The sequence below is a fragment of the Richelia sinica FACHB-800 genome (assembly GCF_014698825.1).
Classification (GTDB): Bacteria; Cyanobacteriota; Cyanobacteriia; order Cyanobacteriales; family Nostocaceae; genus FACHB-800.
In genome coordinates, this window is the sequence record NZ_JACJTT010000003.1 from 119,394 (window position 1) to 140,690 (window position 21,297).

The 21,297-nt window shown below is 41.2% G+C and carries 18 protein-coding genes; 12 read left to right on the forward strand and 6 right to left on the reverse strand.

The window, feature by feature from the left end; all coding sequences use genetic code 11:
* Nucleotides 1-487: 487 nt before the first annotated feature.
* The 3 genes from H6G73_RS04040 to mrdA (H6G73_RS04050) form a co-directional block, all read right to left on the reverse strand.
* Nucleotides 488-811: a hypothetical protein gene (locus tag H6G73_RS04040; RefSeq protein ID WP_190601669.1), complete on the reverse strand. Its 324-nt coding sequence runs from the start codon at nucleotides 809-811 to the stop codon at nucleotides 488-490.
* 373 nt (nucleotides 812-1,184) lie between these two features.
* The gene (mrdA, locus tag H6G73_RS04045; protein WP_190601670.1) at nucleotides 1,185-2,966 is read right to left on the reverse strand and encodes a penicillin-binding protein 2; all 1,782 of its coding nucleotides are present in this window, start codon (nucleotides 2,964-2,966) and stop codon (nucleotides 1,185-1,187) included.
* A 178-nt stretch (nucleotides 2,967-3,144) separates the two neighbouring features.
* Nucleotides 3,145-4,980, reverse strand: coding sequence for a penicillin-binding protein 2 (gene mrdA / locus H6G73_RS04050; protein ID WP_190601671.1), 1,836 nt, complete (start codon nucleotides 4,978-4,980; stop codon nucleotides 3,145-3,147).
* A gap of 205 nt (nucleotides 4,981-5,185) precedes the next feature.
* Here mrdA (H6G73_RS04050) and H6G73_RS04055 point away from each other — a divergent pair, with 205 nt between their 5' ends.
* The 4 genes from H6G73_RS04055 to recJ all read left to right on the forward strand — a co-directional run bounded on the left by H6G73_RS04055 (nucleotide 5,186) and on the right by recJ (nucleotide 10,501).
* On the forward strand, nucleotides 5,186-6,331 hold the full coding sequence (locus H6G73_RS04055) for an ABC transporter ATP-binding protein (protein ID WP_190601672.1): 1,146 nt from the start codon (nucleotides 5,186-5,188) through the stop codon (nucleotides 6,329-6,331).
* 37 nt (nucleotides 6,332-6,368) lie between these two features.
* A complete protein-coding gene (locus H6G73_RS04060) occupies nucleotides 6,369-7,451 on the forward strand; it encodes a polyamine ABC transporter substrate-binding protein (RefSeq protein ID WP_190601673.1) in 1,083 nt (360 codons plus the stop codon).
* A gap of 114 nt (nucleotides 7,452-7,565) precedes the next feature.
* The gene (locus H6G73_RS04065; protein WP_390839182.1) at nucleotides 7,566-8,405 is read left to right on the forward strand and encodes an ABC transporter permease; all 840 of its coding nucleotides are present in this window, start codon (nucleotides 7,566-7,568) and stop codon (nucleotides 8,403-8,405) included.
* A 29-nt stretch (nucleotides 8,406-8,434) separates the two neighbouring features.
* Nucleotides 8,435-10,501, forward strand: a complete 2,067-nt coding sequence (gene recJ, locus H6G73_RS04070) for a single-stranded-DNA-specific exonuclease RecJ (protein ID WP_190601675.1) — start codon at nucleotides 8,435-8,437, stop codon at nucleotides 10,499-10,501.
* A 72-nt stretch (nucleotides 10,502-10,573) separates the two neighbouring features.
* On the opposite strand, the gene psb30 is transcribed toward recJ, so the two are convergent.
* Nucleotides 10,574-10,693, reverse strand: a complete 120-nt coding sequence (gene psb30 / locus H6G73_RS04075) for a photosystem II reaction center protein Ycf12/Psb30 (RefSeq protein ID WP_190601676.1) — start codon at nucleotides 10,691-10,693, stop codon at nucleotides 10,574-10,576.
* A 380-nt stretch (nucleotides 10,694-11,073) separates the two neighbouring features.
* Here psb30 and H6G73_RS24720 point away from each other — a divergent pair, with 380 nt between their 5' ends.
* A complete protein-coding gene (locus H6G73_RS24720; protein ID WP_190601677.1) occupies nucleotides 11,074-11,775 on the forward strand; it encodes a PEP-CTERM sorting domain-containing protein in 702 nt (233 codons plus the stop codon).
* 196 nt (nucleotides 11,776-11,971) lie between these two features.
* Here the strand turns inward: H6G73_RS24720 and chlP are convergent, their stop codons facing one another.
* Nucleotides 11,972-13,192, reverse strand: coding sequence for a geranylgeranyl reductase (gene chlP, locus H6G73_RS04085; protein ID WP_190601678.1), 1,221 nt, complete (start codon nucleotides 13,190-13,192; stop codon nucleotides 11,972-11,974).
* Nucleotides 13,193-13,396: 204 nt separating this feature from the next.
* Between chlP and yidD the strand changes: the two genes are divergently transcribed.
* From yidD to H6G73_RS04105, 4 genes are all read left to right on the forward strand, one after another.
* The gene (gene yidD, locus H6G73_RS04090; RefSeq protein WP_190601833.1) at nucleotides 13,397-13,897 is read left to right on the forward strand and encodes a membrane protein insertion efficiency factor YidD; all 501 of its coding nucleotides are present in this window, start codon (nucleotides 13,397-13,399) and stop codon (nucleotides 13,895-13,897) included.
* 258 nt (nucleotides 13,898-14,155) lie between these two features.
* Nucleotides 14,156-15,172, forward strand: a complete 1,017-nt coding sequence (locus H6G73_RS04095) for a sulfate/molybdate ABC transporter ATP-binding protein (RefSeq protein ID WP_190601679.1) — start codon at nucleotides 14,156-14,158, stop codon at nucleotides 15,170-15,172.
* A 90-nt stretch (nucleotides 15,173-15,262) separates the two neighbouring features.
* Nucleotides 15,263-15,883, forward strand: coding sequence for a chorismate lyase (locus H6G73_RS04100; protein ID WP_190601680.1), 621 nt, complete (start codon nucleotides 15,263-15,265; stop codon nucleotides 15,881-15,883).
* Nucleotides 15,884-16,594: 711 nt separating this feature from the next.
* Nucleotides 16,595-18,298, forward strand: coding sequence for a DUF3352 domain-containing protein (locus H6G73_RS04105; RefSeq protein WP_190601681.1), 1,704 nt, complete (start codon nucleotides 16,595-16,597; stop codon nucleotides 18,296-18,298).
* Here H6G73_RS04105 and H6G73_RS04110 read toward each other — a convergent pair.
* Nucleotides 18,279-18,491, reverse strand: coding sequence for a hypothetical protein (locus tag H6G73_RS04110; protein WP_190601682.1), 213 nt, complete (start codon nucleotides 18,489-18,491; stop codon nucleotides 18,279-18,281). The two genes, H6G73_RS04105 and H6G73_RS04110, sit on opposite strands and share 20 nt — an antisense overlap.
* Nucleotides 18,492-18,606: 115 nt before the next feature.
* Between H6G73_RS04110 and ccsB the strand changes: the two genes are divergently transcribed.
* From ccsB to H6G73_RS04125, 3 genes are all read left to right on the forward strand, one after another.
* Nucleotides 18,607-19,668: a c-type cytochrome biogenesis protein CcsB gene (ccsB, locus tag H6G73_RS04115; protein ID WP_190601683.1), complete on the forward strand. Its 1,062-nt coding sequence runs from the start codon at nucleotides 18,607-18,609 to the stop codon at nucleotides 19,666-19,668.
* Between the two features lie 216 nt (nucleotides 19,669-19,884).
* Entirely contained in the window at nucleotides 19,885-20,121 is a 237-nt protein-coding gene (rpmB, locus tag H6G73_RS04120; protein WP_190601684.1) for a 50S ribosomal protein L28, read from the forward strand.
* A gap of 308 nt (nucleotides 20,122-20,429) precedes the next feature.
* A complete protein-coding gene (locus H6G73_RS04125) occupies nucleotides 20,430-21,068 on the forward strand; it encodes a TIGR04282 family arsenosugar biosynthesis glycosyltransferase (protein WP_190601685.1) in 639 nt (212 codons plus the stop codon).
* Nucleotides 21,069-21,297 lie beyond the last annotated feature (229 nt).

The window sequence follows — 21,297 nt, forward strand, 5'->3', positions numbered from 1 at the left end:
ACTGAGGTGCTGATTTACGTAAAACGTATTTCAAACAACTCTCTAAGTTTTTGTTATTGCTAGTGTCTTGCCTTTAACCTCAGATAAACCTGGGGTTGAGCAATGCTAATGCGCTACTGTGATTTGACTTCTTGAAGTTACTTTAACCCGTACTAATGCCGAATTGTGTTCGGTGTTAAAACGCCCAAAAGACGTTTTTAGGGTGACGGTAACTTTTGGGAAGCAGCTTTTTGAGCGCCAGTGCGATCGCCAAGCAAAAATGAGAATGTTTTAAAAAGTGTAACTATTGATGGAACGCTTTGCAAGGGTGTCAATCGATGGGATCACGTAGTTTTTTCTGGGAATTTGGTGAGCGATCGCTTCTAAAGTTCTAATTTACAGCAGAATTCAGGTCATAGGTGGCAGAAGGAGGGAAAGCCAGACGAAAGTATCCACCTGTGTTCTGATTGTCTGCTGCTCACCGTAACTCCTCTCCTACCACAAAAATTTACACTACCAACTGGATATTTTCTAATTGACATTTGGTATGGGCTGTTGCTAGACGTTCAATTACCTGTTCAGCACTCATTAATCGCTTTAGAACCACTTGACCAATTACTTGATGGGCAAATTCTGGTGTCATTGGCTTGACCTCAATTGTTAATATGGCATCTTCGACTCGATACAGCCACAGTAATTCATTATTTTCAACCAGGCAGATATTTAATTGCTGAATCTCAGGTTGTCTGCGCCATGCTGTTACTTGCCAAAGTCCATCCGCTGCCCAGACTCTACCAACTATCCAGCCTTCGGAAAGAAAAAAGTATTTCACAGTTTTATCGCCATCCTAAATTATTGACGAAAAACTAACATATTTATAGATAAGAAAAAAGTGAAGCATTTGACAATATATTGCTCCATTCTATGAATGTTTGATGAATTATAACAAGGATTTACATAATGAATTCCGAATGAATTTTTGTAAACATTTTCCACCAAAATACTAAATGATTTCTACAAATTTTCTCTTTTATTCCTTGAGCCAAATAAATTAATGAAAACTTCAACAAATATCAATTAAATTGATAAATTATTAACAATTACTAATACTATTTAACTATCGTCAGGGTTAAGCAATGCTCAACCCTGACTCAAGTATTTTTATCATCATTCTCAGTGGAGAGGCATCAGCACCCAGTAGATTCTCACTTTTTCAACCCAGCACTTTTAATCACTTCCAAAACCATTGGTGCTGCCACACTACCACCACCACCACCAGAATGTTCCGCAAAGGCGACAACAAGAATTTCTGGCTTATCAGCAGGTGCATAACCACCAAACCAAGCATGATTTGCTTTAATTCCTCGCTTCCAAGCTTCCGCAGTTCCAGTTTTGCCAGCAATAGGAGGAATATCTGGTTGATTCAACGCTTTAGCTGTACCTTCAGAAACAACCTTTCGTAAACCCTCCCGCAAAATTTTGATAGTTTCTGGTTTCATATTTAAAGATGTACGCCATTTTTGTGCATCTCCGTTATCTTTGAGCAAATGTGGTTTGATACGATAACCACCATTAGCAGGAACAGCAAACATCACTCCTACTTGTAAAGGAGTAGTTTGTAAAGCACCTTGACCGATAGACATATTAATGGAGTCACCCACAGTCCAAGGTATCTTCCAGGCTTTACGTTTCCAATTATCATCAGGAACTAAACCCCTAGCTTCCTCTGTAGTGAACTCAAAGCCAGTTTTTTGACCAAATCCATATTTGCGAGTCCATTCAATCAAAGTTGGGCCACCAATAGCCTTAGCAATTTGATAAAAGAATGTATCGCTACTCCACTGCATAGCACCAACAAAACCCAATGGGCCAAAACCAGCATGATTCCATTCGCCAAAAGTAGTACCACCCACTGTTAAGGAACCATAGGTTTGTAGGATGGTATTAGGAGAGAATTTCCCTGATTCCAATGCAGCAGTTGTAGTAACGATTTTAAAGGTACTAGCGGGAGGAAAGGCGCTTAAAGCACGATTGACTAAGGGATGATCATCACTTTGGAGATTGTCCCAATCTTTTTGTGATAGTTTTTGTTTAGAAAAGATATTGGGATCAAAGCCAGGATGAGATACTAGAGCTAGCACTTCGCCGTTGTTGGGATTAAGGGCAACGATCGCTCCATTTCGATTACCCAAGGCTTTTTCTGCGGCTATTTGCAACTTTAAATCTATGGTTAAATGCAAATCTTGACCAGCTTTTGCCTGTTTATTTCCTAACACTCGCAGTGGTCTACCAGCACCATCCACTTCTACCTGTTGACCACCCCATTCTCCCCGCAGTAATTTCTCATAGGCTTTTTCTACTCCCATTTGACCAATTACATCACCTAGTCTGTAGCCTTCAGATTTCTTCTTTTCTAATTGTTCGGCGGTTAATTCACGGGTGTAGCCTAAGATGTGGGCTAATTCTTTACCATGGGGATAATAACGCACAGCTTCAGTGTTGATTTCTACCCCAGGCAGTTCGTTAGCATATTCTTTTAAAACTGTGATTTGTGCCTCATTTAAATTACGGGCAATACGAATCAAGGTTGAGGAGTTAGCACCAGCTTTTTCTAATTTTTCTTCTATATCAGCAAGGGGAATATCTAAAATCTGTGATAATCTCTGACCAATCACAGACCAACCAGGTTTTGTATGGGCCATAGGCCATAAATATACTGAACGAGGATAACGAGTGCTGGCTAATAATTTGCCATGGCGATCAAAAATATTCCCCCGTTCTGGTTGTTTAGGAATCATGCGGATGCGGTTAGACTCTGCTCTTTTGCGATGGCTAGCTCCATCAACAATTTGCAAATAAGCTAAACGAGCACCGATTCCCGATGTCATCAATAAAGTAAATATAATTAAAAATATTGGTTGCAAATTTCTCCCCACGGTGCGTTTATTTGGATAACCACCCAGGGATAATTTTTGTAAAAGTGTCATATTAACTCAGAGCATCACAATTGCAGCTAAGAATTATTGTAAGTTGGGTTGAGCCTGAGTGTGACTCAAAAAAATTATGAAATTGTTTACCGCATATGTTTTGTTTCATTTGAAGATGCAAAAAAAAGATGCGTTCTCTGACGCATCCTTGCTGTAGAGTTTGTCACATCTAATGGAATTAATCTCCAGATTGTGATTCGGTAGCTGAATTTTCAGATTGAGGTTTTGTGTATTTACCAGGATATTTATGGTGGAAATAGGCTTCTAGGACTTGTAAAACCATGGGCCCACAAACAGTACCACCATGATCACCACTGTTTTCCCCAAAGGCTACCACTGCAATTTCCGGGCGATCGCTTGGGGCATAGGCTCCAAACCAGGTATGATTAGGACGACCAATCCCCGCCTCGGCTGTACCACTCTTGCCTGAAGTTGGAGGAATAGAGGGCAGATTTAACCGTTTACCTGTCCCTTCCGTCACCACTTTTCTTAATCCTTCCCGCAGCACTTTAATCGTCTCTGCCTTCATATTTAAAGATTCTCGCCAATTCTTTGCTTCTTCATGGTCTTTGAGAAAATGGGGCTTGACTCGATCACCACCATTAGCAGGAACAGAAAACATAATCGCTGATTGCAGTGGTGTTACTTGCAGCGCACCTTGACCAATGGACATGTTAATGGTGTCACCCACAGTCCAGGGGATTTTCCAGGTCTTCTGCTTCCAGTTCTCATCGGGGACTAAGCCCTTAGATTCTTCATTGGCAAATTCAATGCCGGTTTTTTGACCAAACCCATATTTGCGACTCCATTCAATCAAGGAGGGTCCACCAACTCTTCTCCCTACCTGATAAAAGAAGGTATCACTACTCATAGCCATAGCCCCAGGAAAGCCTAGTGGGCCAAAACCAGCGTGATTCCATTCTCCGAAGGTCACACCACCAATGGTCAAGGAACCAAAGGTTTGTAGGACTGTATCTGGGCTAAATTTCCCTGATTCCAACCCCGCAGTCGTGGTGACAATTTTAAAGGTACTAGCAGGAGGAAAGGCACTCAGAGCACGATTTACTAGGGGATAGGCTTTCCCCTGAACACTTTGCCAGTCTTTCTGTGAAAGTTTCTGTTTAGAAAAAATGTTGGGATCATAGCTAGGATGGGATACCATCGCTAAGACAGCACCATTGCGCGGGTCAATAGCAATGATCGCACCTTGGTATTTACCTAATGCTTGATCTGCGGCTTTCTGCACATCTAAATCAATAGTTAAATGCAGGTCATTACCAGCCTTGGCTTGTTTTTCACCTAATACTCGCAGTGGTCTACCAGCACCATCCACTTCTACCTGTTGACCACCCCATTCTCCCCGGAGAGTTTGTTCATAGGCTTTTTCGATGCCCATTTGGCCAATCACATCACCCAATCGGTAGCCTTCAGATTTTTTCTTTTCTAACTGTTCGGCTGTCAGTTCACGGGTGTACCCTAATACATGAGCCAACTCTTGACCTTGGGGATAATAACGCACAGCTTCGGTGTTGATTTCTACTTCTGGTAGTTCACTAGCATATTCTTTTAAAGCGGTGATTTGTGCTTCATTCACATCTCTAGCTATACGAATTAGTGAGGAGGAGTTAGCACCAGCTTGTTGCAGTTTCTTTTCCATTTCCCCTTGGGGAAAATTGAGAATTTTGGCTAATCTAGGGCCAGCTATAGACCAGGAGGGTTTGGTATGGGCCATAGGCCACAAATAGACTGAGCGGGGATACTTGGTAGTGGCGAGTAGTTTACCATTGCGGTCAAAAATATTGCCCCGTTCTGGTTGTTTAGCAATCATCCGAATGCGGTTAGATTCGGCTCTAGCTCGGAGTTTTGTCCCTTTGACAATTTGCAAATAAGCTAACCGAGCATCAATGCCAATCATCATCAATAAAGTAAACAAAATTAAAAATATTGACTGGAAACCTCGCCCAACGGTACGTGTATCTTTTTTACTAGCATTTAGTGATGGTAATATAGCCATGAGACTAACAGCGAGTTGAGGATCAGGATTACCTTATACACAATGGCCCAATTGGTCATTGAGTATGGGTAATGAGTAATCGATATTTGGTAATTGGTAATGGGTAATCAATAATCAGACATCGGACAGGTTTTTCCCACTCTCCAGTTCCTCATCCCCTTCTTTGCTCGACGTTTCTCAATATCACGGCATTCTACTGAAGATTATGGCTCAAACTGTAATGCACAATCAGAGGGGCATTAAAACTTTCCAGCCGCTAGATGTGGAACTGCGTAATGTATTCAAGTTTTTTAACCAAGAACCAGCAGTACATGGGGTGGACTTGGATATCAGAAGGGGAGAATTTTTTAGTATTTTAGGACCTTCTGGATGTGGGAAAACTACTACTTTGCGCTTAATAGCTGGGTTTGAACAGGTTGATGGTGGTAAGTTGCTGATTCAAGGTCAACCCATGACCAATGTGCCACCATATCGCCGGCCCGTCAACACTGTATTTCAGAGCTACGCGCTGTTTAATCATTTAAATGTGTGGGATAACATAGCATTTGGATTAAGGTTAAAAAAATTAGCCAAATCCGAAATAGATTCTAGGGTGACAGAAGCCTTAAAGTTGGTGAAAATGGAAAGTTTGCGATCGCGCTTTCCCCATCAATTATCTGGAGGTCAGCAGCAACGAGTGGCTTTAGCTAGAGCTTTAGTCAACCGTCCTGCGGTGTTGCTCTTAGATGAGCCTTTGGGAGCCTTAGATTTAAAACTCCGCAAAGAAATGCAAGTAGAATTATCCAATCTCCATAAAGATTTGGGTCTGACATTTATTATGGTGACACACGATCAAGAAGAAGCACTGTCTTTATCTGATCGTATTGCTGTGATGAATCAAGGCAAAATTGAACAAATTGGTACTCCCAGCGAAGTTTACGAACATCCCACTACATCTTTTGTCGCTGATTTTATTGGTGATACTAATTTATTTAGTGGTGAGATTGCCGAAGTTGATGCCCTCAATATTAAAGTTACAACCAAAACAGGATTGACCATTGTTGTCAGTCGAGGAGAACAAACACCAACAGAATCATTACAACCTGTAGTTGTGAGTATCCGTCCCGAAAAAATCCAACTATCTCTATATCAACCTAATTTCCCTAGTAATTGTTTTGAGGGAAGACTAATTAATGTGATGTATTTGGGCACTCATGTTAATTATGTTGTGGAATTAACTAATGGTGTGGCAATTACGGCCATGCAGCCTAACACCTTCGGTAGTCTACCAGACCGGGATACTCCTATTTATGCTTGGTGGTCAGAAACAGACTGTTTAGCGATTAGTCAAAGTGTGGGAGGAAAGAATTGAAAATTAACGATTAACTATTCACCCTTAACCCTAACTAATGATTAAGAGAAGAACATTTTTAACAGGAATGTCCGCATTGTCTGCCTTGTCTCTTAGTAGTTGTGGCTGGAGACTAGCTAATATCAATGTGAAAGATAACAACACGGCTCAACGCGATCGCCTTTATATATATACTTGGACTCAGTATACAGATAAAGAATTACTCAATACCTTTACCACCCAGACAGGGATGAAGGTAATTGCTGATGTTTATGAATCCAATGATGTGATGCTGGCTAAGTTACAAGCTGGTGGTGGTGGTACTTACAGCATCCTTTATCCATCTGACTACATGGTACAAAAGATGGTGGAAAAGGATTTATTACATGAAATTAATCATCAAAATTTAATTGGTTTAGAAAATTTATTTCCCCGGTTTAATAATCCTAGTTACGACCCCAATAATCGCTACAGTATTCCTTTTAATTGGGGAACCACGGGATTACTTTATAATTCTGAAAAATTAGCCTCTGTTCCTGAAGATTGGGACTATTTGTGGAAAAATCAAGAACAATTAAATAAACGCATGACTTTACTGAATGATGTTCGGGAAGTAATGGGTGCAGCTTTACGGATGTTGGGTTATTCTTATAATTCACAAAATGAATCAGAAATTCAACAAGCTTATGAAAAACTCAAACAATTGAAACCAGCTATTGCTGCCTTCGATACCGATGCTTGGCAAAACCAAATTCTGGCAGGAGATTTACTAATTGCTATGTGTTATTCTGCCGATGCGGTGAAAATTTCCAAAGAAAATCCTAAACTCAAATATGTGATTCCCCGCAGTGGTTCTTCCCTGTGGACTGATACAATAGTCATTCCCAAAAATTCCCCCAATTTACCAGGTGCTTATGCTTGGATTAATTTAATTTTAAAACCAGAAGTGGCAGCACAAATTAGTGAAAGATTAAATATTTCCACACCTAATCAAGCAGGATTTGAACAATTACCTAAACAAATTCGCGACAATGAAAACTTATTTCCTTCAGAGTCCCTGTTAGAAAAATGTGAACGTTTAACTCCTGTGGGTCAATTTGAAGAAGTGTATGAGCGATACTGGACTCAATTATTAGCGTAATCTCAATTATTAATCCTTGAAAACGGGTTCTGGCTTGTGTCTACTCAAATTCCTGATTCTCAACTAGATGCTGTTAATTTACCTGAAGCAAAAAAGCCTGCTTTTTGGGTACGGATTCTTCCTAATTTCATTCTTCTAGGACCGGCTGGACTGTGGTTATTACTATTATTAGTATTGCCCACTATCATCATTTTTCAATTAAGTTTAGTTCCTAACATTCGTCCCGGTGATCTTGTCAATCCTAGTGGAATTCAAAATTATATCCGCATTTTAGAGCCTTTATATTTAAGAGTTATTTTTAATTCTCTATTTTTAGCCATCACTACAACTATTAGCTGCTTATTTTTAGGTTTTCCTGTAGCTTACTGGATTGCTCAAAAAGCTCCCCAGCGTTGGCGTAATCTTTTATTATTAAGTTTTGTTTTGCCTTTGTGGACATCTTCTTTACTACGTTCCTACGCTTGGATTACTATTCTGCGGCCCACAGGCTTATTAAATAGTATCCTCACTAGTTTTGGTTTACCTGCATTGGAATTACTCAACCGCAATATAGCGGTATTAATCGGGATGAGTTACAGTCTGCTGCCCTATATGGTGTTGGTTTTATATGCTTCCCTAGAAAAGCTAGATAAACGGTTACTAGAAGCATCCGCTGATTTAGGTGCTAATCCAATTCAAAGTTTTTGGCAAGTAACTGTACCCCAAGTTTTGCCAGGAATTTCTGCTGGTTCGATGCTGGTTTTCATTACAGCATTGGGAGATTTTATTGATCCAGAATTATTAGGTGGTGCTTCCAGTATGACCGCAGCAAGGTTGGTTTATAATCAATTTCTTGGTGCTACTCAAAATTGGGGTTTTGGGTCAGCTTTGAGTATGGCACTAATTATGGTGGTGAGTGTAGCGATCGCTTTTGTGATGAAGTTTGGTGAAGTTACACCCAAAAATCGACGCTAATTCCCCCAGCAATCTCAATATGATTCCTAATGGTAGACCAACCTGCAACTGAACTGCCTCGCACTGCTAGACGCTTACCCAATCAACGCTGGCAAATAGCACCAGCTAAACCAGAATTAGCGCAAAAATTGGCATCTAGTCTCGATTTATCCCCAATTATCAGCCAATTACTCATCAATCGGGGTATGGAATCCCCAGAAACTGCACAACTATTCCTCGATCCTGAATCCTTAGTTTTACCCTCCCCCTTAGAAGAGTTCCCAGATTTAGCGGTGAGTGTGGAATTGTTGGAAGAGGCGATCACTAATCAATCTAAAATAGCTATTTGCGGTGACTATGATGCAGATGGTATGACCAGCACCGCTTTGTTATTGCGGAGTCTCCGCGCTTTGGGTGCTAAGGTTGATTACGCTATTCCTAGTCGAATGCACGATGGTTATGGCATCAACAAACGGATTGTGGAAGAATTTCACAGCGAAGGTGTCAGACTAATTCTCACCGTAGATAATGGTATCTCGGCTTTTGAACCCATCGCTAGGGCCAGAGAACTGGGTTTACAAGTCATTGTCACCGACCATCACGACATTCCCCCCCAACTACCCCCAGCTAATGCCATTCTGAACCCCAAACTCATTGCTGAATCTTCACCTTATCGAGGAATTGCAGGTGTGGGAGTGGCTTATATTTTAGCTGTGTCTTTAGCACAGCAAATGGGAGAAACCAAAGGCCTAATTTCACCTATGTTAGCCTTATTTACCTTGGGAACCATTGCAGATTTAGCACCTTTAACAGGGGTAAACCGTCGCTGGGTGAAAAGAGGTTTGAAGCTGTTACCCCAATCGAAATTACCAGGAATACAAGCATTAATTCAAATTGGTGGAGTTCAACCCGGTGAAGGGGGAGAGAAGGTACAAAATTCCAAGACCTTAAAACCAGAAGATATTGGTTTTCGTTTGGGCCCCCGTATTAATGCCATTGGTAGAATCGGTGATCCACAAATAATCATCGATTTGCTGACCACTGATGATTACGGAATTGCACTCACCAAAGCCATGCAGTGCGAACAAACCAATAGTCAACGTCAGCAGATGTGTGAACAAATCGAACAAGAAGCGATCGCTATTGTCGAAAATTTGTATGTACAATCTCTACAACGAGACAGAGTGTTAGTTGTTGTCCAAGATTATTGGCATCATGGAGTCATTGGTATTGTGGCTTCCCGCTTAGTAGAACGCTATGGTGTACCAGTCTTCATTGGCACTTATGAACATGAAACTGTGATTCGCGGTTCTGCCAGGGGAATTCCTGAGTTTCACGTCTTTGAAGCCTTACAAGCTTGCCATGATTTGTTGGGTAAATTTGGTGGACACAAAGCTGCGGGGGGATTTTCTCTACCAGCGACCAATTTAGAGGCGTTTCGGTCGCGGTTGTGTGAGTTTGCTCAATGTTTACAACCCCAACACCTGAAACCATTACTGAAAATTGATGCTCAAGCTAATCTCAATCACATCAATCAGCACCTTTACCAACAGCTAAATATTCTTCATCCCTGCGGTATTGATAACCCCGACCCGATTTTTTGGACACCCAATGTGCAAGTAATAGAACAGCAAATAGTCGGTAAAGGTCACATCAAAATGACTTTAGGACAAACTATAGAGCATCATAGATATGAAATCAAAGCGATCGCTTGGCGATGGCGTGACTATTTCCCCCTGCCTCCACGAGTTGATATCGCCTACAAACTGCGAGAAAATCACTTTAATGGCAACACCACCATTGAAATGGAGTTATTAGGTGTCAGACTGCCCCAGCAATCAAGTCAATTCTTCTCTCCTACCTCTCACAAGTCCCGCGCTACCTTTGAGTACAATCAACGCCAATATACTTGTGGAATTTACGACAACGAAGGTAACACAGAATTAAGAGTCAAAAATTCTGAAGGCAAAGTCCTGGTCATGCAGTCAGGAAACTTAGTCGGCTTACTGGGCATCAATCGTCACGAAGCAAAACATGTGGATTTATCACAACCACCTTACGATGGCATTATTCAGGCTGCTTTTCAAGCTTTATCTTTACCAGCATCTACCGTATAATTTGGTAATCGGTAATAGATAACTGGCAATAAACATTACCCATTACCCATTACCCATTACCTATTACCCAACCTACAGGTCGCCGTTGCGAAATGCGAGGACAAAAATTACTGCTGGGCCAGCAAGCACAATCAGTGCGACAAAGGTCAACTGAAAAATCACTTCCCAATTGATGTTGGCTAAAGCTTCCATTTTTCCTCTTTTCCTCCAATGGTTTTAAAAGATTCAGTCACTTATATAGCAGAATCCACAATGGATCATATCTGGCTAAGGGACTCAAGATTTAATTTACTTAACAAAATTATAGGAAAAGACATGAAAAATTAACCTCGTCTCACTTTTCCTTGTTCCAGAAAGGAATATATAGCTATATTATTAAATTTGATTAAGTTTTATTAAATGTATTTACATACTCTAATAATAGTGATAGATATCTACAGCATATCTCAAATACATTGAGCGCATAACTAAAACTATTAACAAAAGACATCGCTCAATCATCGGTAGGTGTTTTCTGTTTTCTGGAAAAACTTTTTCATAAAACAGTTTGTAGATTTGACAGCATTTGCAGAGTGAAAGCTGAAAAGTTTTTATTCTTCATTCAAATGTTCAAACCAATTCTTCTTTTTGAAAATTTTGTCATGAAACTAACAAAATTAACAACTTTAATTGCTGCTTTAGGTGTTGGCTTTATATTGTCTAATCCTGTAACTGCACAAGCAGCAACTATCACTTATCAGGCAGATTTCGCTCCATTTCTACCACCTGTTTTTAACGCCAATGATACCTTTGATTTAGGATTTCAAATTCATGACCCTCAAAGACCTAAACCAATTGTGATTAGGAAGATAAGATATCATGTACTCAAGATTACTCCAGACGCAATTATCAAAATTTCTATTCCATTATACTTCGTCAATTTGTCACTAGATTCATCTTCTAATTTCACTTCACCTTCAGTACCAGCACCACCAGATGGTATTGATCTCACGCTTTCTGGCTTGGGTGGTGCTGCAATAACAAACAGCTTTATTCCATCTAATTTTGGTATCACTCGTTCAGATGTATTAGCTGGTAACTTATCATTTGAATTAGAAACAGATGGTTTAGTCTCTGGAGATGGGGTTGTTGCCTCATTAAGATTAAATGGTTCCAGTATCGGGTCGCTAGTTGCTGAACCAATACCCGAACCCTCAACCATGATTGGCATAGGAACTGTTTTAGGCTTTAGTGTATTGTTCAAACGCAAATTAAAAGCATATCAAGCAGTCTGATAAGAATTAGGTGCAATACCTAACCTGATTTCGGGATCAGCTGTAACCTCTATTATCTTGTGAAAGGAATAAGGAAATAGCCTAAACCCGAACTCACGAAAAAAAAATAACCCGCTATGAACGGGTTGGAATTGCAGCCGGAAACAGAATTCACGGCTGTGTTTTCTGGCGAATTTTGTAATGTTCACCCAATTTATTAAGGTGCAAGGGCGTTACCACGCAACAAACTACCAATGGTTTTCGCCGTAATTTTTAGCTGAGTGATGGGGTTAGCAGGAACGACAGTTTTGTACAGATAACTGTCAAAAGTCAGCCGTTGTACATCTAAGTCATCACACATTTCTACAAATGCTTCACGGGTAGCATCGGAACGATAGAATACGGTTTGTAGAATATCCAGCACTTTGTAAGTGAGTCCATATTTCTTGTCCCAACGCTTCAGGTAAAGTTTTAATTCTTTTTCGGTAGGGATACGTGTACCGTTGTTGGAAACTTCCACAATGGTTTCTGCACACATCCGTCCAGACTTAGCAGCAAAGTAGATACCTTCACCAGAAGACTTGGTAACATAACCAGCAGCATCACCCACTAAGGCAATGCGACCAACTACGCGACGAGGACGAGGATGTTCAGGAATGGGGTGAGCCTCGACTTTGATGATTTTACCACCAGCGAGTTTCTCAGTAGCGCGAGCGCGGATACCAGCTTGTAATTGTTTGATGCTGGCTTTATTTACGTGCATTGTGCCTGTACCGACTGCTACGTGGTCATATTTGGGGAAGATCCAAGCGTAAAAGTCGGTGGAGACATCATTACCTACATACATTTCCGCCAGGTCATTGTAGTAGGCCATTTTATCTTCGGGGAGACGAATCCGCTCTTGGAAAGCGATCGCATAATTGTAATCCCCAGCATCCATTTCCTTCGCAATACGGGAGTTGGCCCCATCTGCACCAATGATTAAGTCTACTTTCAAAGACTTAGCAATACCAACAGACCCACCTTCGCTATGGTCTACGTAATGAATGGTGTAAGGGTCAGTGTTGTTTGAGGGGATATCGACTTTGTGAACTGTGGCGTTAATTAAATTAGCACCTAGTTTAGCCGCCCGGTTTCGCAAGAAACCATCTAACACTTCCCGGCGGCACATACCAATATATTCTTCTTCATTTACCAGATTGATATCTACTTCCCGATTAGAAGGAGAAATCATCTTCATCTTCCGTACACGACGGTCGATAATGTTCGCAGGTAAATCGAACTCACCCACCATACATAGGGGAATGGCACCCCCGCAAGGTTTGGCATTATCCAGCTTCCGCTCAAACAAGTACGTTTCAATCCCAGCCTTTGCCAGAGTTTCAGCGGCTGATGAACCAGCTGGGCCTGAACCAACAACAGCAACCCGTAGTGTCAAAGGTTTACTCCCAATCTTGACTTTTACCGAAAAAATCGTATCACGGTCTTTTGGCTGATTTCCCGCTCACCCTTCATGTTTTGACAGAATTGCAATATTCCTTAATGTTTCTACACAAATATCGATATTCACATTGGGAGTTTCTTGTTCGTCAATAGATAATAATTGATGGTAATTAAAATGACAAGACACCCATGGTCAGCGATGGAAATTTCTCTAGTTGATTCCTTATCCAGAAAAATTGGTGTGAGTGCGATCGCTGGATATCAAAGGTATATTTCCCCTCACAAAGGCTTTCGTTGTGCTCACCGTGTGTTTTATGGTGGTGAATCTTGCTCCCAATACATCAAGCGGGTTATTGCTCAAGAAGGTTTAAATGTAGCATTTCGCAAATCACGGGCTAGATTCAAAGCCTGTAAACAAGCTAACTTAATTCTCCGGTCACAAGCAGAAGAATTAGAACCGCCAGAAGAAACCGAGGAAAACCAAGACATCAAGGATCAAAAGAAAAATCAACCTACTGCTCAATATGCCTGTCCAGAAAATTCAAGTGCTACTAACTGCGCTTGTGATGCTATTCAGGCAGGTTGTGATTGTGCTGATGTAGCTAACATTATTGCTGACTGTAGCCAGGCTGATTGCAGTGGATTGGATTGCAGTGGCTTAGACTGTGGCTTTCTAGATTGTGGTGGTTGTGGCGGTTAAACATCAAATCAACCAAAAATCACATCTTCAGTTATATGTGTTCATCTGCCGTTATTTGCGTTCAATTATTCCTATTTACTGGATACAGCATTTTAAAACCAATAATTCCATTGTTATACATAAATATTTAAGAGTAGCGAATATCATGTTTAAATCTTTAGGAATTCAGTTAATCCACAAACCAGTATCTTATGATATAAATAAAAACACGGTAAGCCTAGCTATAAGCCGTAGATTAGTGGCAGAGGTATAGCAGCAGTGGGTATAGTAGTTGAAAACGTCTCTAAGCGATTTGGTAGTTTCCAAGCAGTCGAGCAGGTAAATCTGGAAATTAAAAGTGGTTCTCTAGTGGCGCTACTAGGGCCTTCTGGTTCTGGTAAATCTACCCTGCTACGGTTAATAGCAGGTTTAGAAATGCCAGACAGCGGTAAGATTTATCTCACAGGCAAGGATGCAACACACCAAAGTGTGCAAGAAAGAAACATTGGCTTTGTATTTCAGCATTATGCTTTATTTAAGCATTTAACTGTACGTCAAAACGTGGCCTTTGGTTTAGAAATTCGTAAAGTAGCGAAAAAGAAAATAGCCGGTCGTGTTGAGCAGTTACTAGAATTGGTACAGTTGCATGGACTCGGCGATCGCTATCCTTCCCAACTTTCTGGTGGACAAAGACAACGGGTAGCCCTAGCCAGAGCATTGGCAGTAGAACCCAACGTACTATTATTGGATGAGCCATTTGGCGCATTAGATGCCAAAGTTAGAAAAGATTTACGGGCTTGGTTACGTCGTCTTCATGATGAAGTTCACGTCACCACAGTTTTCGTTACCCATGACCAGGAAGAAGCAATGGAAGTGGCTGACGAACTAGTAGTGATGAATCAAGGAAAAGTAGAACAAATTGGGACACCAGCAGAAATTTACGATCGCCCAGCTTCGGCTTTTGTCATGAGCTTTATTGGCCCAGTCAACGTTTTACCCAGTTCTTCCAAAATTTTCCAAAGCACCGGTTTTGACTCACCCAATCCAGAAGTATTCTTGCGTCCCCAAGACGTAATCGTGGAAAAAATCGCTAACGGTGCGACAACATCTGCAACAGTAAGCAGAGTCATTCATTTAGGTTGGGAAATTCAAGTCGAACTCACCTTAGATGATGGACAATTCGTCATGGCACATTTGACACGCGATCGCTTTGATGAGCTAAATTTGGAACCACAGGAGCGAGTGTACGTAAAACCAAAAGATGCCAAATCTTTCCCGCTTTTTTATTCCATTTAATCAATTCATCACATGACATATCCCTCGGCTAGTAGCTGAGGGTTTATTTTTTGTGCTTTCATAGAGATAGGTGAACTTTTGTAAAGAAAATTGACTAGTACAGTTACGCCAACCAACAACTTAACACTGCCAAGTGCTTGGTATCGCCTCAACCCAATTTGGCAAGGAGGGGAGGAGGTGATTCAGCAGAGTTTACCACATACCCAGTTAGCTCCAGCTTGGCAATTGCTACTTTTAGGCGACGGTTCCCCAACCAGACACCTGCAACTATTGACAGGTGAGCCGATAGAAGTTGATGTGATTGATATGTCTTTAATTGGCTCGAATTTAGATGGTGCGCCCGATCTAATTCAAGCCGTAGCAGGGCCAAGATTGCGACGACAGGTATGGCTAAGGACTGCCTCTGGTCAAAGATTGGGCTATGCTACCTCATGGTGGGAAGCTAGCCACGTAGACGAATATTTACAGAATCGTTCTTTACCAATTTGGGCCAGTTTAGCCCGGATTCGTACAGAATTATATCGAGATATTCGGGGAATTTATTACGGTGATTCTCCAGCATTAGAGGCAGGATTTAATCAGCCTGGGCCGTTCTGGGGTCGCCACTATTTGTTTTGGCATCACGGACAGCCTTTAACATTAATTTATGAAGTATTTTCGCCTTATTTAACAAAATATTTGGGTGCTACCCATTTGAGTGCAGATGATTAAGAGAATGGAAAAATAAACACAATTTTTAATTTGGTATTTGAAGTATTTAAGAGTAGGGGCGGGTTTACCGATATTCTGTGTGGAAAGATACAAATCTCTGTAAACCCGCCCTTACAACAGCGATATGTAGAATCTCCTCACCTTTAGCCGGGAAAGTGTCAACACACCAGGTCTTTGCCATATTTTGTATAGGTTGTACAATGTCTATCAGTAAATACATGGGTTAAGCGATCGCGCTAACCAACAACAGCAGCATTGATCATGTTGGGATTCCTTGGGTCAAACCAACCTACATAATTGATGTTTTTGACTTGAACTTTATTGGTCTATAAGTATATTTATGGGTTTTCCAGGATAGATATTTTGGTGACTCCTCAGCCATAGACGTGGAATAAATTTGAGAGTTAGGATTTTGGGTTGTTGATAGACAAATTCAATCAAAAATCTGTCATCTCTTCCCTGTCACCTGATTTCAGGTAGAGTCTTTTGTGTTGATTTACCTGCTAAATTCTATAAACCATGCTAGAAAAGGTAACTGACTACAAGCACCTTGTTTTTCTAAAAGTTAATTGCAGGTTATTAACGCAGTAACCAAGAGACTCAGGGTAAATAAATTGAGCTAGTTTGCTGTCTTGGTGAAGTTTCAACCTTCAATCAGACTAGGCAAATCAAGCAAGTAATTTGTTGGCAATTATTTAGGTATATATTTAAATGGCACTACCTGTTGTGTCTGCTGTGAAGAAAGAGAACAATCAGAAACCGTCGTCACTAGCGGTGACGCTCTCGACTGCTGGATTGTTAATTTGTATAGGCATACCAGCATATCGGCTGTTTACTCAAGGACAACCATTATCGAGAGATTTGCCTGTGGGGGTAAATATGATTCCCCAAGATGCCTTATTTGCAGTTTCTCTCTCTACAGACCCTAAACAATGGCAGCAATTGCGGAAGTTTGGCACACCAGAAACTCAAGGGGAGTTAGATAAGAATCTCACCCAATGGCGCGATCGCTTGCAAAAGACCTTTGGCGATCGCTTTCTCACTGATAACGGCTATAACTTCCAAACAGATATTCAGCCTTGGGTAGGGGATGCTGTCACCATTGCTATGCTAGCTCCTCCCTCTACCCCCAATAGCACTGAGGCAAACTCTGGGCAGTCCATGATGATGGTTATGCCCATCAAAAATATCCAAAGTGCAAAAAGTATCTTAGCCCAGCCAAAAGCCCTTAAACAAGGTCAATGGGTTGACCGCACCTATCAAGGCATCACCATTAAACAAGCTGAAGGTCAAAAAGACGGAAAAATTTCCGCCGCATTAATTGACGAACGATTTTTAGTGATTGCCGATAGTCCTCAAATCACAGAAAGAGCCATTGATGCCTATAAAAATAAAGTATCTCTAGCTAATAGCCCAGGTTTTGCTGACAATTTCTCCAAACTCTCTAGCTATCAACCTTTCGCTCAGTTTTACGTCAACTTACCCTTAGCAGCACGCATCGCCACCTCTGCTCCCAATCGGGCTTTACCCGCTCAAGTTTTAACACAACTCCAAAATAACCAAGGTTTAGGGGGAACTGTCACCCTAGAACCAGAAGGAATGCGGATTAAAGGAGTTTCCTGGTTAAACCCCAATAGCCAAAAAGTTTTAGCGGTAGAAAACAAAGCGGGCAATATGCAAAACCGCCTACCAGGGGAAACCTTAATGATGCTTTCTGGTAGTAATTTACAAAGACTGTGGGGAGATTATGTTTCTACTTCTCAAGGAAATCCTTTATCACCACTTCCTCCAGAACAACTACGTCAAGGTGTGAAATCACTGACCAATCTGGATTTAGAACAGGATTTGCTCAGTTGGATGAAAGGAGAATTTTCCGTATCCGTCATTCCCAATATCACCCAAAATGAAAACGCTGAAAACTTCCGTGCAGGTTTAGCATTAATGGTACAGGTGAGCGATCGCCAAATCGCAGAAAATGCCCTGCAAAAGCTAGATGAGGCGATGAAAAGTCAATACCAATTTCAAATCCAACCAGCTACAGTAGGTGGTAAACCAGTCATTAACTGGATTGCACCATTTGGGACTCTCACAGCAACTCGCGGCTGGTTAGATGGAGATGTTGCCTTTTTTACATTAGGTGCTCCCGTCAGCGAAAAAATCATTTCTCAACCCAGCACCACCCTAGCTAGCACTCAACCCTTTCAGCAAACAGTACCAACAGAAATCAATCATCCCAACAGTCAATTTTTCTTAGATGTAGACAAAGCCGTCAACAGCTTTAGTCTCAATACGCTACTTCCCAATCAAAAAAACCTACTAGCTGCAACACGCACCATAGGAGTAACAACCGCCGTCAACGACAAACACAGCAACCGCTACGACATTTTCATCACACTCAAGAAAAATAGCCAATAGGAGGCAGAAAGAAGAAGACAGAAGTTACAGAAGTTGCAGGAGTTACAGAATAATTAATGCCATCGCTGCTGAATTCTGGCATTTTTAAACCCACATTCCGCAGATGTGACGCAGCCCGCAGCCATACTCCTGTTCGCGCAGCTTGCCGTAGGCATACTCCTGTACGGGCGGGTTTACCAAAATTCTCGTTCATAGTTGATGATATCTGTAAACCCGCCCCTACTGACTCCTGAACTCCTCTCCCCTTTTGATAGGATCAAAACAGTCGGAATTGATATCTTCAAATATCCACTGGGGAGAACTGTTTTATGAATCTGGTTGTACTCCAGAATTGGCTAGATAATGCCTCGTTTGCCGTCCTTTTCTGTACAATGCTGGTGTATTGGCTAGGGGCAGCTTTTCCAAATTTACCCGCAACAGCAGCTTTGGGTACAGCTGGAATGGCGATCGCTAATTTGTGTATTGCTACTTTACTAGGAGCCAGATGGATAGAAGCTGGCTATTTTCCCCTGAGTAATCTCTATGAATCTTTATTTTTCCTGACTTGGGGAATTACCGCCATCCATCTAATTGCAGAATATAACAGTCGTAGTCGCTTAGTAGGGGTTGTAACTGCTCCCGTGGCTATGAGTATCACCGCTTTTGCGACTCTGACCCTACCATCAGACATGCAAGTAGCAGAACCTCTAGTACCTGCACTCAAATCCAATTGGCTGATGATGCACGTCAGTGTAATGATGTTGAGTTATGCGGCCTTAATGGTTGGTTCTCTCCTAGCGATCGCTTTTTTAATTGTCACTCGTGGTCAAAATATTCAATTACAGGGTAGTTCCGTTGGTACCGGTGGCTATCGCAGCAACGGTTACAAACTCCACAAAGCTGGAGAATTAGTTACTCAACCCATCACACCCCCAGTAGAAAACAACGGCTATGCTCGTGTGGAGAGTAACAACAACGGAAATGGAATTGCTGTATTAGATTTGGTTAACACCACTGTTACTAATTCCCAATCTCAAATTTCCACTTCCCCAACCCTGTCACCCCAACGTCTCAACTTGGCAGAAACACTAGATAACATCAGTTACCGCATTATTGGTTTAGGATTTCCTCTCCTCACCATTGGTATTATTGCTGGTGCTGTTTGGGCTAATGAAGCCTGGGGTTCTTACTGGAGTTGGGACCCGAAAGAAACTTGGGCATTAATTACTTGGTTAGTCTTTGCAGCTTACCTACACGCAAGAATCACTCGTGGTTGGCAAGGTCGCAGACCTGCTATTTTAGCATCTGCTGGTTTTGCCATTGTTTGGGTTTGCTATCTGGGAGTCAATCTTTTAGGTAAAGGTTTACACTCCTACGGTTGGTTTTTCTAAACCTTGAAGCTATTACAAATCTGGTAATTGACAATTCCATCTCTGAATAAGGTAGTAGAGACAGGAAAGAGAAGTGTACAGCAGTAGAAAATAACTCATACTGTCACCTATCACCTGTCACCTGTTACCTGTAATTTTGGAAAAGATGTGGAGTATATAGCAAGTGCCGATAAAATAGAAAGGTTGTACCTAAATAGTAAACTGGAGATATTTGCAATGTCCCGTCGTTGTCAACTCACCGGCAAAAAAGCTAATAATGCTTTCAGCATTTCCCACTCCCATCGTCGTACCAAGCGTTTACAACACGCTAACTTACAAACCAAGCGGATTTGGTGGCCCGGTGGTAATCGTTGGGTAAAACTAAAGCTATCTACCAAGGCTATCAAAACCTTGGAAATCAAAGGTATAGAAGCAATGGCCAAAGAAGCTGGTATCAACCTCAACCATTTCTAAATCTTCTTGACCAAAGCAACCCTAATTCTAGGGTTGACTTATTCAGAATATTCAAGGCAGGCATCAGGTAATTTCGGTGGTTGGGAATACCTGATTTTACGTACTTTTTGTCATATTGGTATCATTCAACCATGTTGTGATGACGAAAAGAAACAACTGTTTACCTTTGGTTATTTGCAAACTTAATCAAAAACCTTGATTTAGCGAGAAAATCTCACAAAAACTGCGGGAATTATGAACGGTGGGTGTTACAGCCCACCACTTGCTAGGAATAAAAGTATATATCTAAATCTTAAATTGAGAATTGAGTGGTAAATTCTGACGAAAATTTACAAAAAAATCACGTAATTATTTTTACTCGTTATCCAGAACCAGGAACTACAAAAACTCGAATAATTCCCTTGTTGGGAGAAATTGGTGCTGCTAATTTACACAAATTGATGACCGAACATACCCTGAAACAGGTGCAGGAATTGCAAACAGATTTCCTGGTATCTGGGGAAGTGCGCTTTGTCGGTGGTAGTCTGGAACTAATACAGGCTTGGTTAGGTTCACATTGGACTTACTCTGTGCAAGGGGAAGGAAATTTAGGACAGAAAATGGTGCGATCGCTAACAGAGGCTTTACACAGAGGTGCATCAAAAGTGGTTATAATTGGTACTGACTGTCCTGGTATCAATGCAAAAATTTTATCTACAGCTTTTGAGCAATTAAAATCTGTAGATGTAGTCCTTGGGCCTGCTCTAGATGGAGGTTATTACTTAATTGGCTTAAAGCAAGCAATCCCAGAGTTGTTTTTCAACATTGAATGGGGAACTGCTCAAGTCTTCACACAAACAGTGGCAACTGCTCATCAACAAAATTTGTCTCTCGCATACTTAACGCCTTTAAGTGATGTTGACAGACCAGAGGATATCTATGTTTGGGAGCAAATTGCTTCTAGTTAAGAAAATGTCCACCAAGATAACGTAGTCTACACAACAATTTCCTATTTTGTTATTTCACTGAGATGGGATAATAGCGTTAGTGTATTTTTTTGTACTTAATTTATTCATTAATACCTTGTAAATGTAATGATTTGTCAAATTTAATCGCGGTATTTATGAATTTATCTTTGATGTTCTGCATAATACCCACGGTTGTGGTAACAATATTCAAGTAACTTTAAATATGGCA

What these genes read in the sequence shown, in the direction of transcription:
- H6G73_RS04060 (WP_190601673.1), top strand. Translation starts at nt 6,369, where the DNA reads ATGATTAAGAGAAGAACATTTTTAACAGGAATGTCCGCATTGTCTGCC.
- H6G73_RS04105 (WP_190601681.1), top strand. Translation starts at nt 16,595, where the DNA reads ATGGCACTACCTGTTGTGTCTGCTGTGAAGAAAGAGAACAATCAGAAA.
- ccsB (WP_190601683.1), top strand. Translation starts at nt 18,607, where the DNA reads ATGAATCTGGTTGTACTCCAGAATTGGCTAGATAATGCCTCGTTTGCC.
- rpmB (WP_190601684.1), top strand. Translation starts at nt 19,885, where the DNA reads ATGTCCCGTCGTTGTCAACTCACCGGCAAAAAAGCTAATAATGCTTTC.
- mrdA (WP_190601670.1), bottom strand. Translation starts at nt 2,966, where the DNA reads ATGACACTTTTACAAAAATTATCCCTGGGTGGTTATCCAAATAAACGC.
- recJ (WP_190601675.1), top strand. Translation starts at nt 8,435, where the DNA reads ATGGTAGACCAACCTGCAACTGAACTGCCTCGCACTGCTAGACGCTTA.
- yidD (WP_190601833.1), top strand. Translation starts at nt 13,397, where the DNA reads ATGGAAATTTCTCTAGTTGATTCCTTATCCAGAAAAATTGGTGTGAGT.
- mrdA (WP_190601671.1), bottom strand. Translation starts at nt 4,980, where the DNA reads ATGGCTATATTACCATCACTAAATGCTAGTAAAAAAGATACACGTACC.
- H6G73_RS04110 (WP_190601682.1), bottom strand. Translation starts at nt 18,491, where the DNA reads ATGAACGAGAATTTTGGTAAACCCGCCCGTACAGGAGTATGCCTACGG.
- psb30 (WP_190601676.1), bottom strand. Translation starts at nt 10,693, where the DNA reads ATGGAAGCTTTAGCCAACATCAATTGGGAAGTGATTTTTCAGTTGACC.
- H6G73_RS04055 (WP_190601672.1), top strand. Translation starts at nt 5,186, where the DNA reads ATGGCTCAAACTGTAATGCACAATCAGAGGGGCATTAAAACTTTCCAG.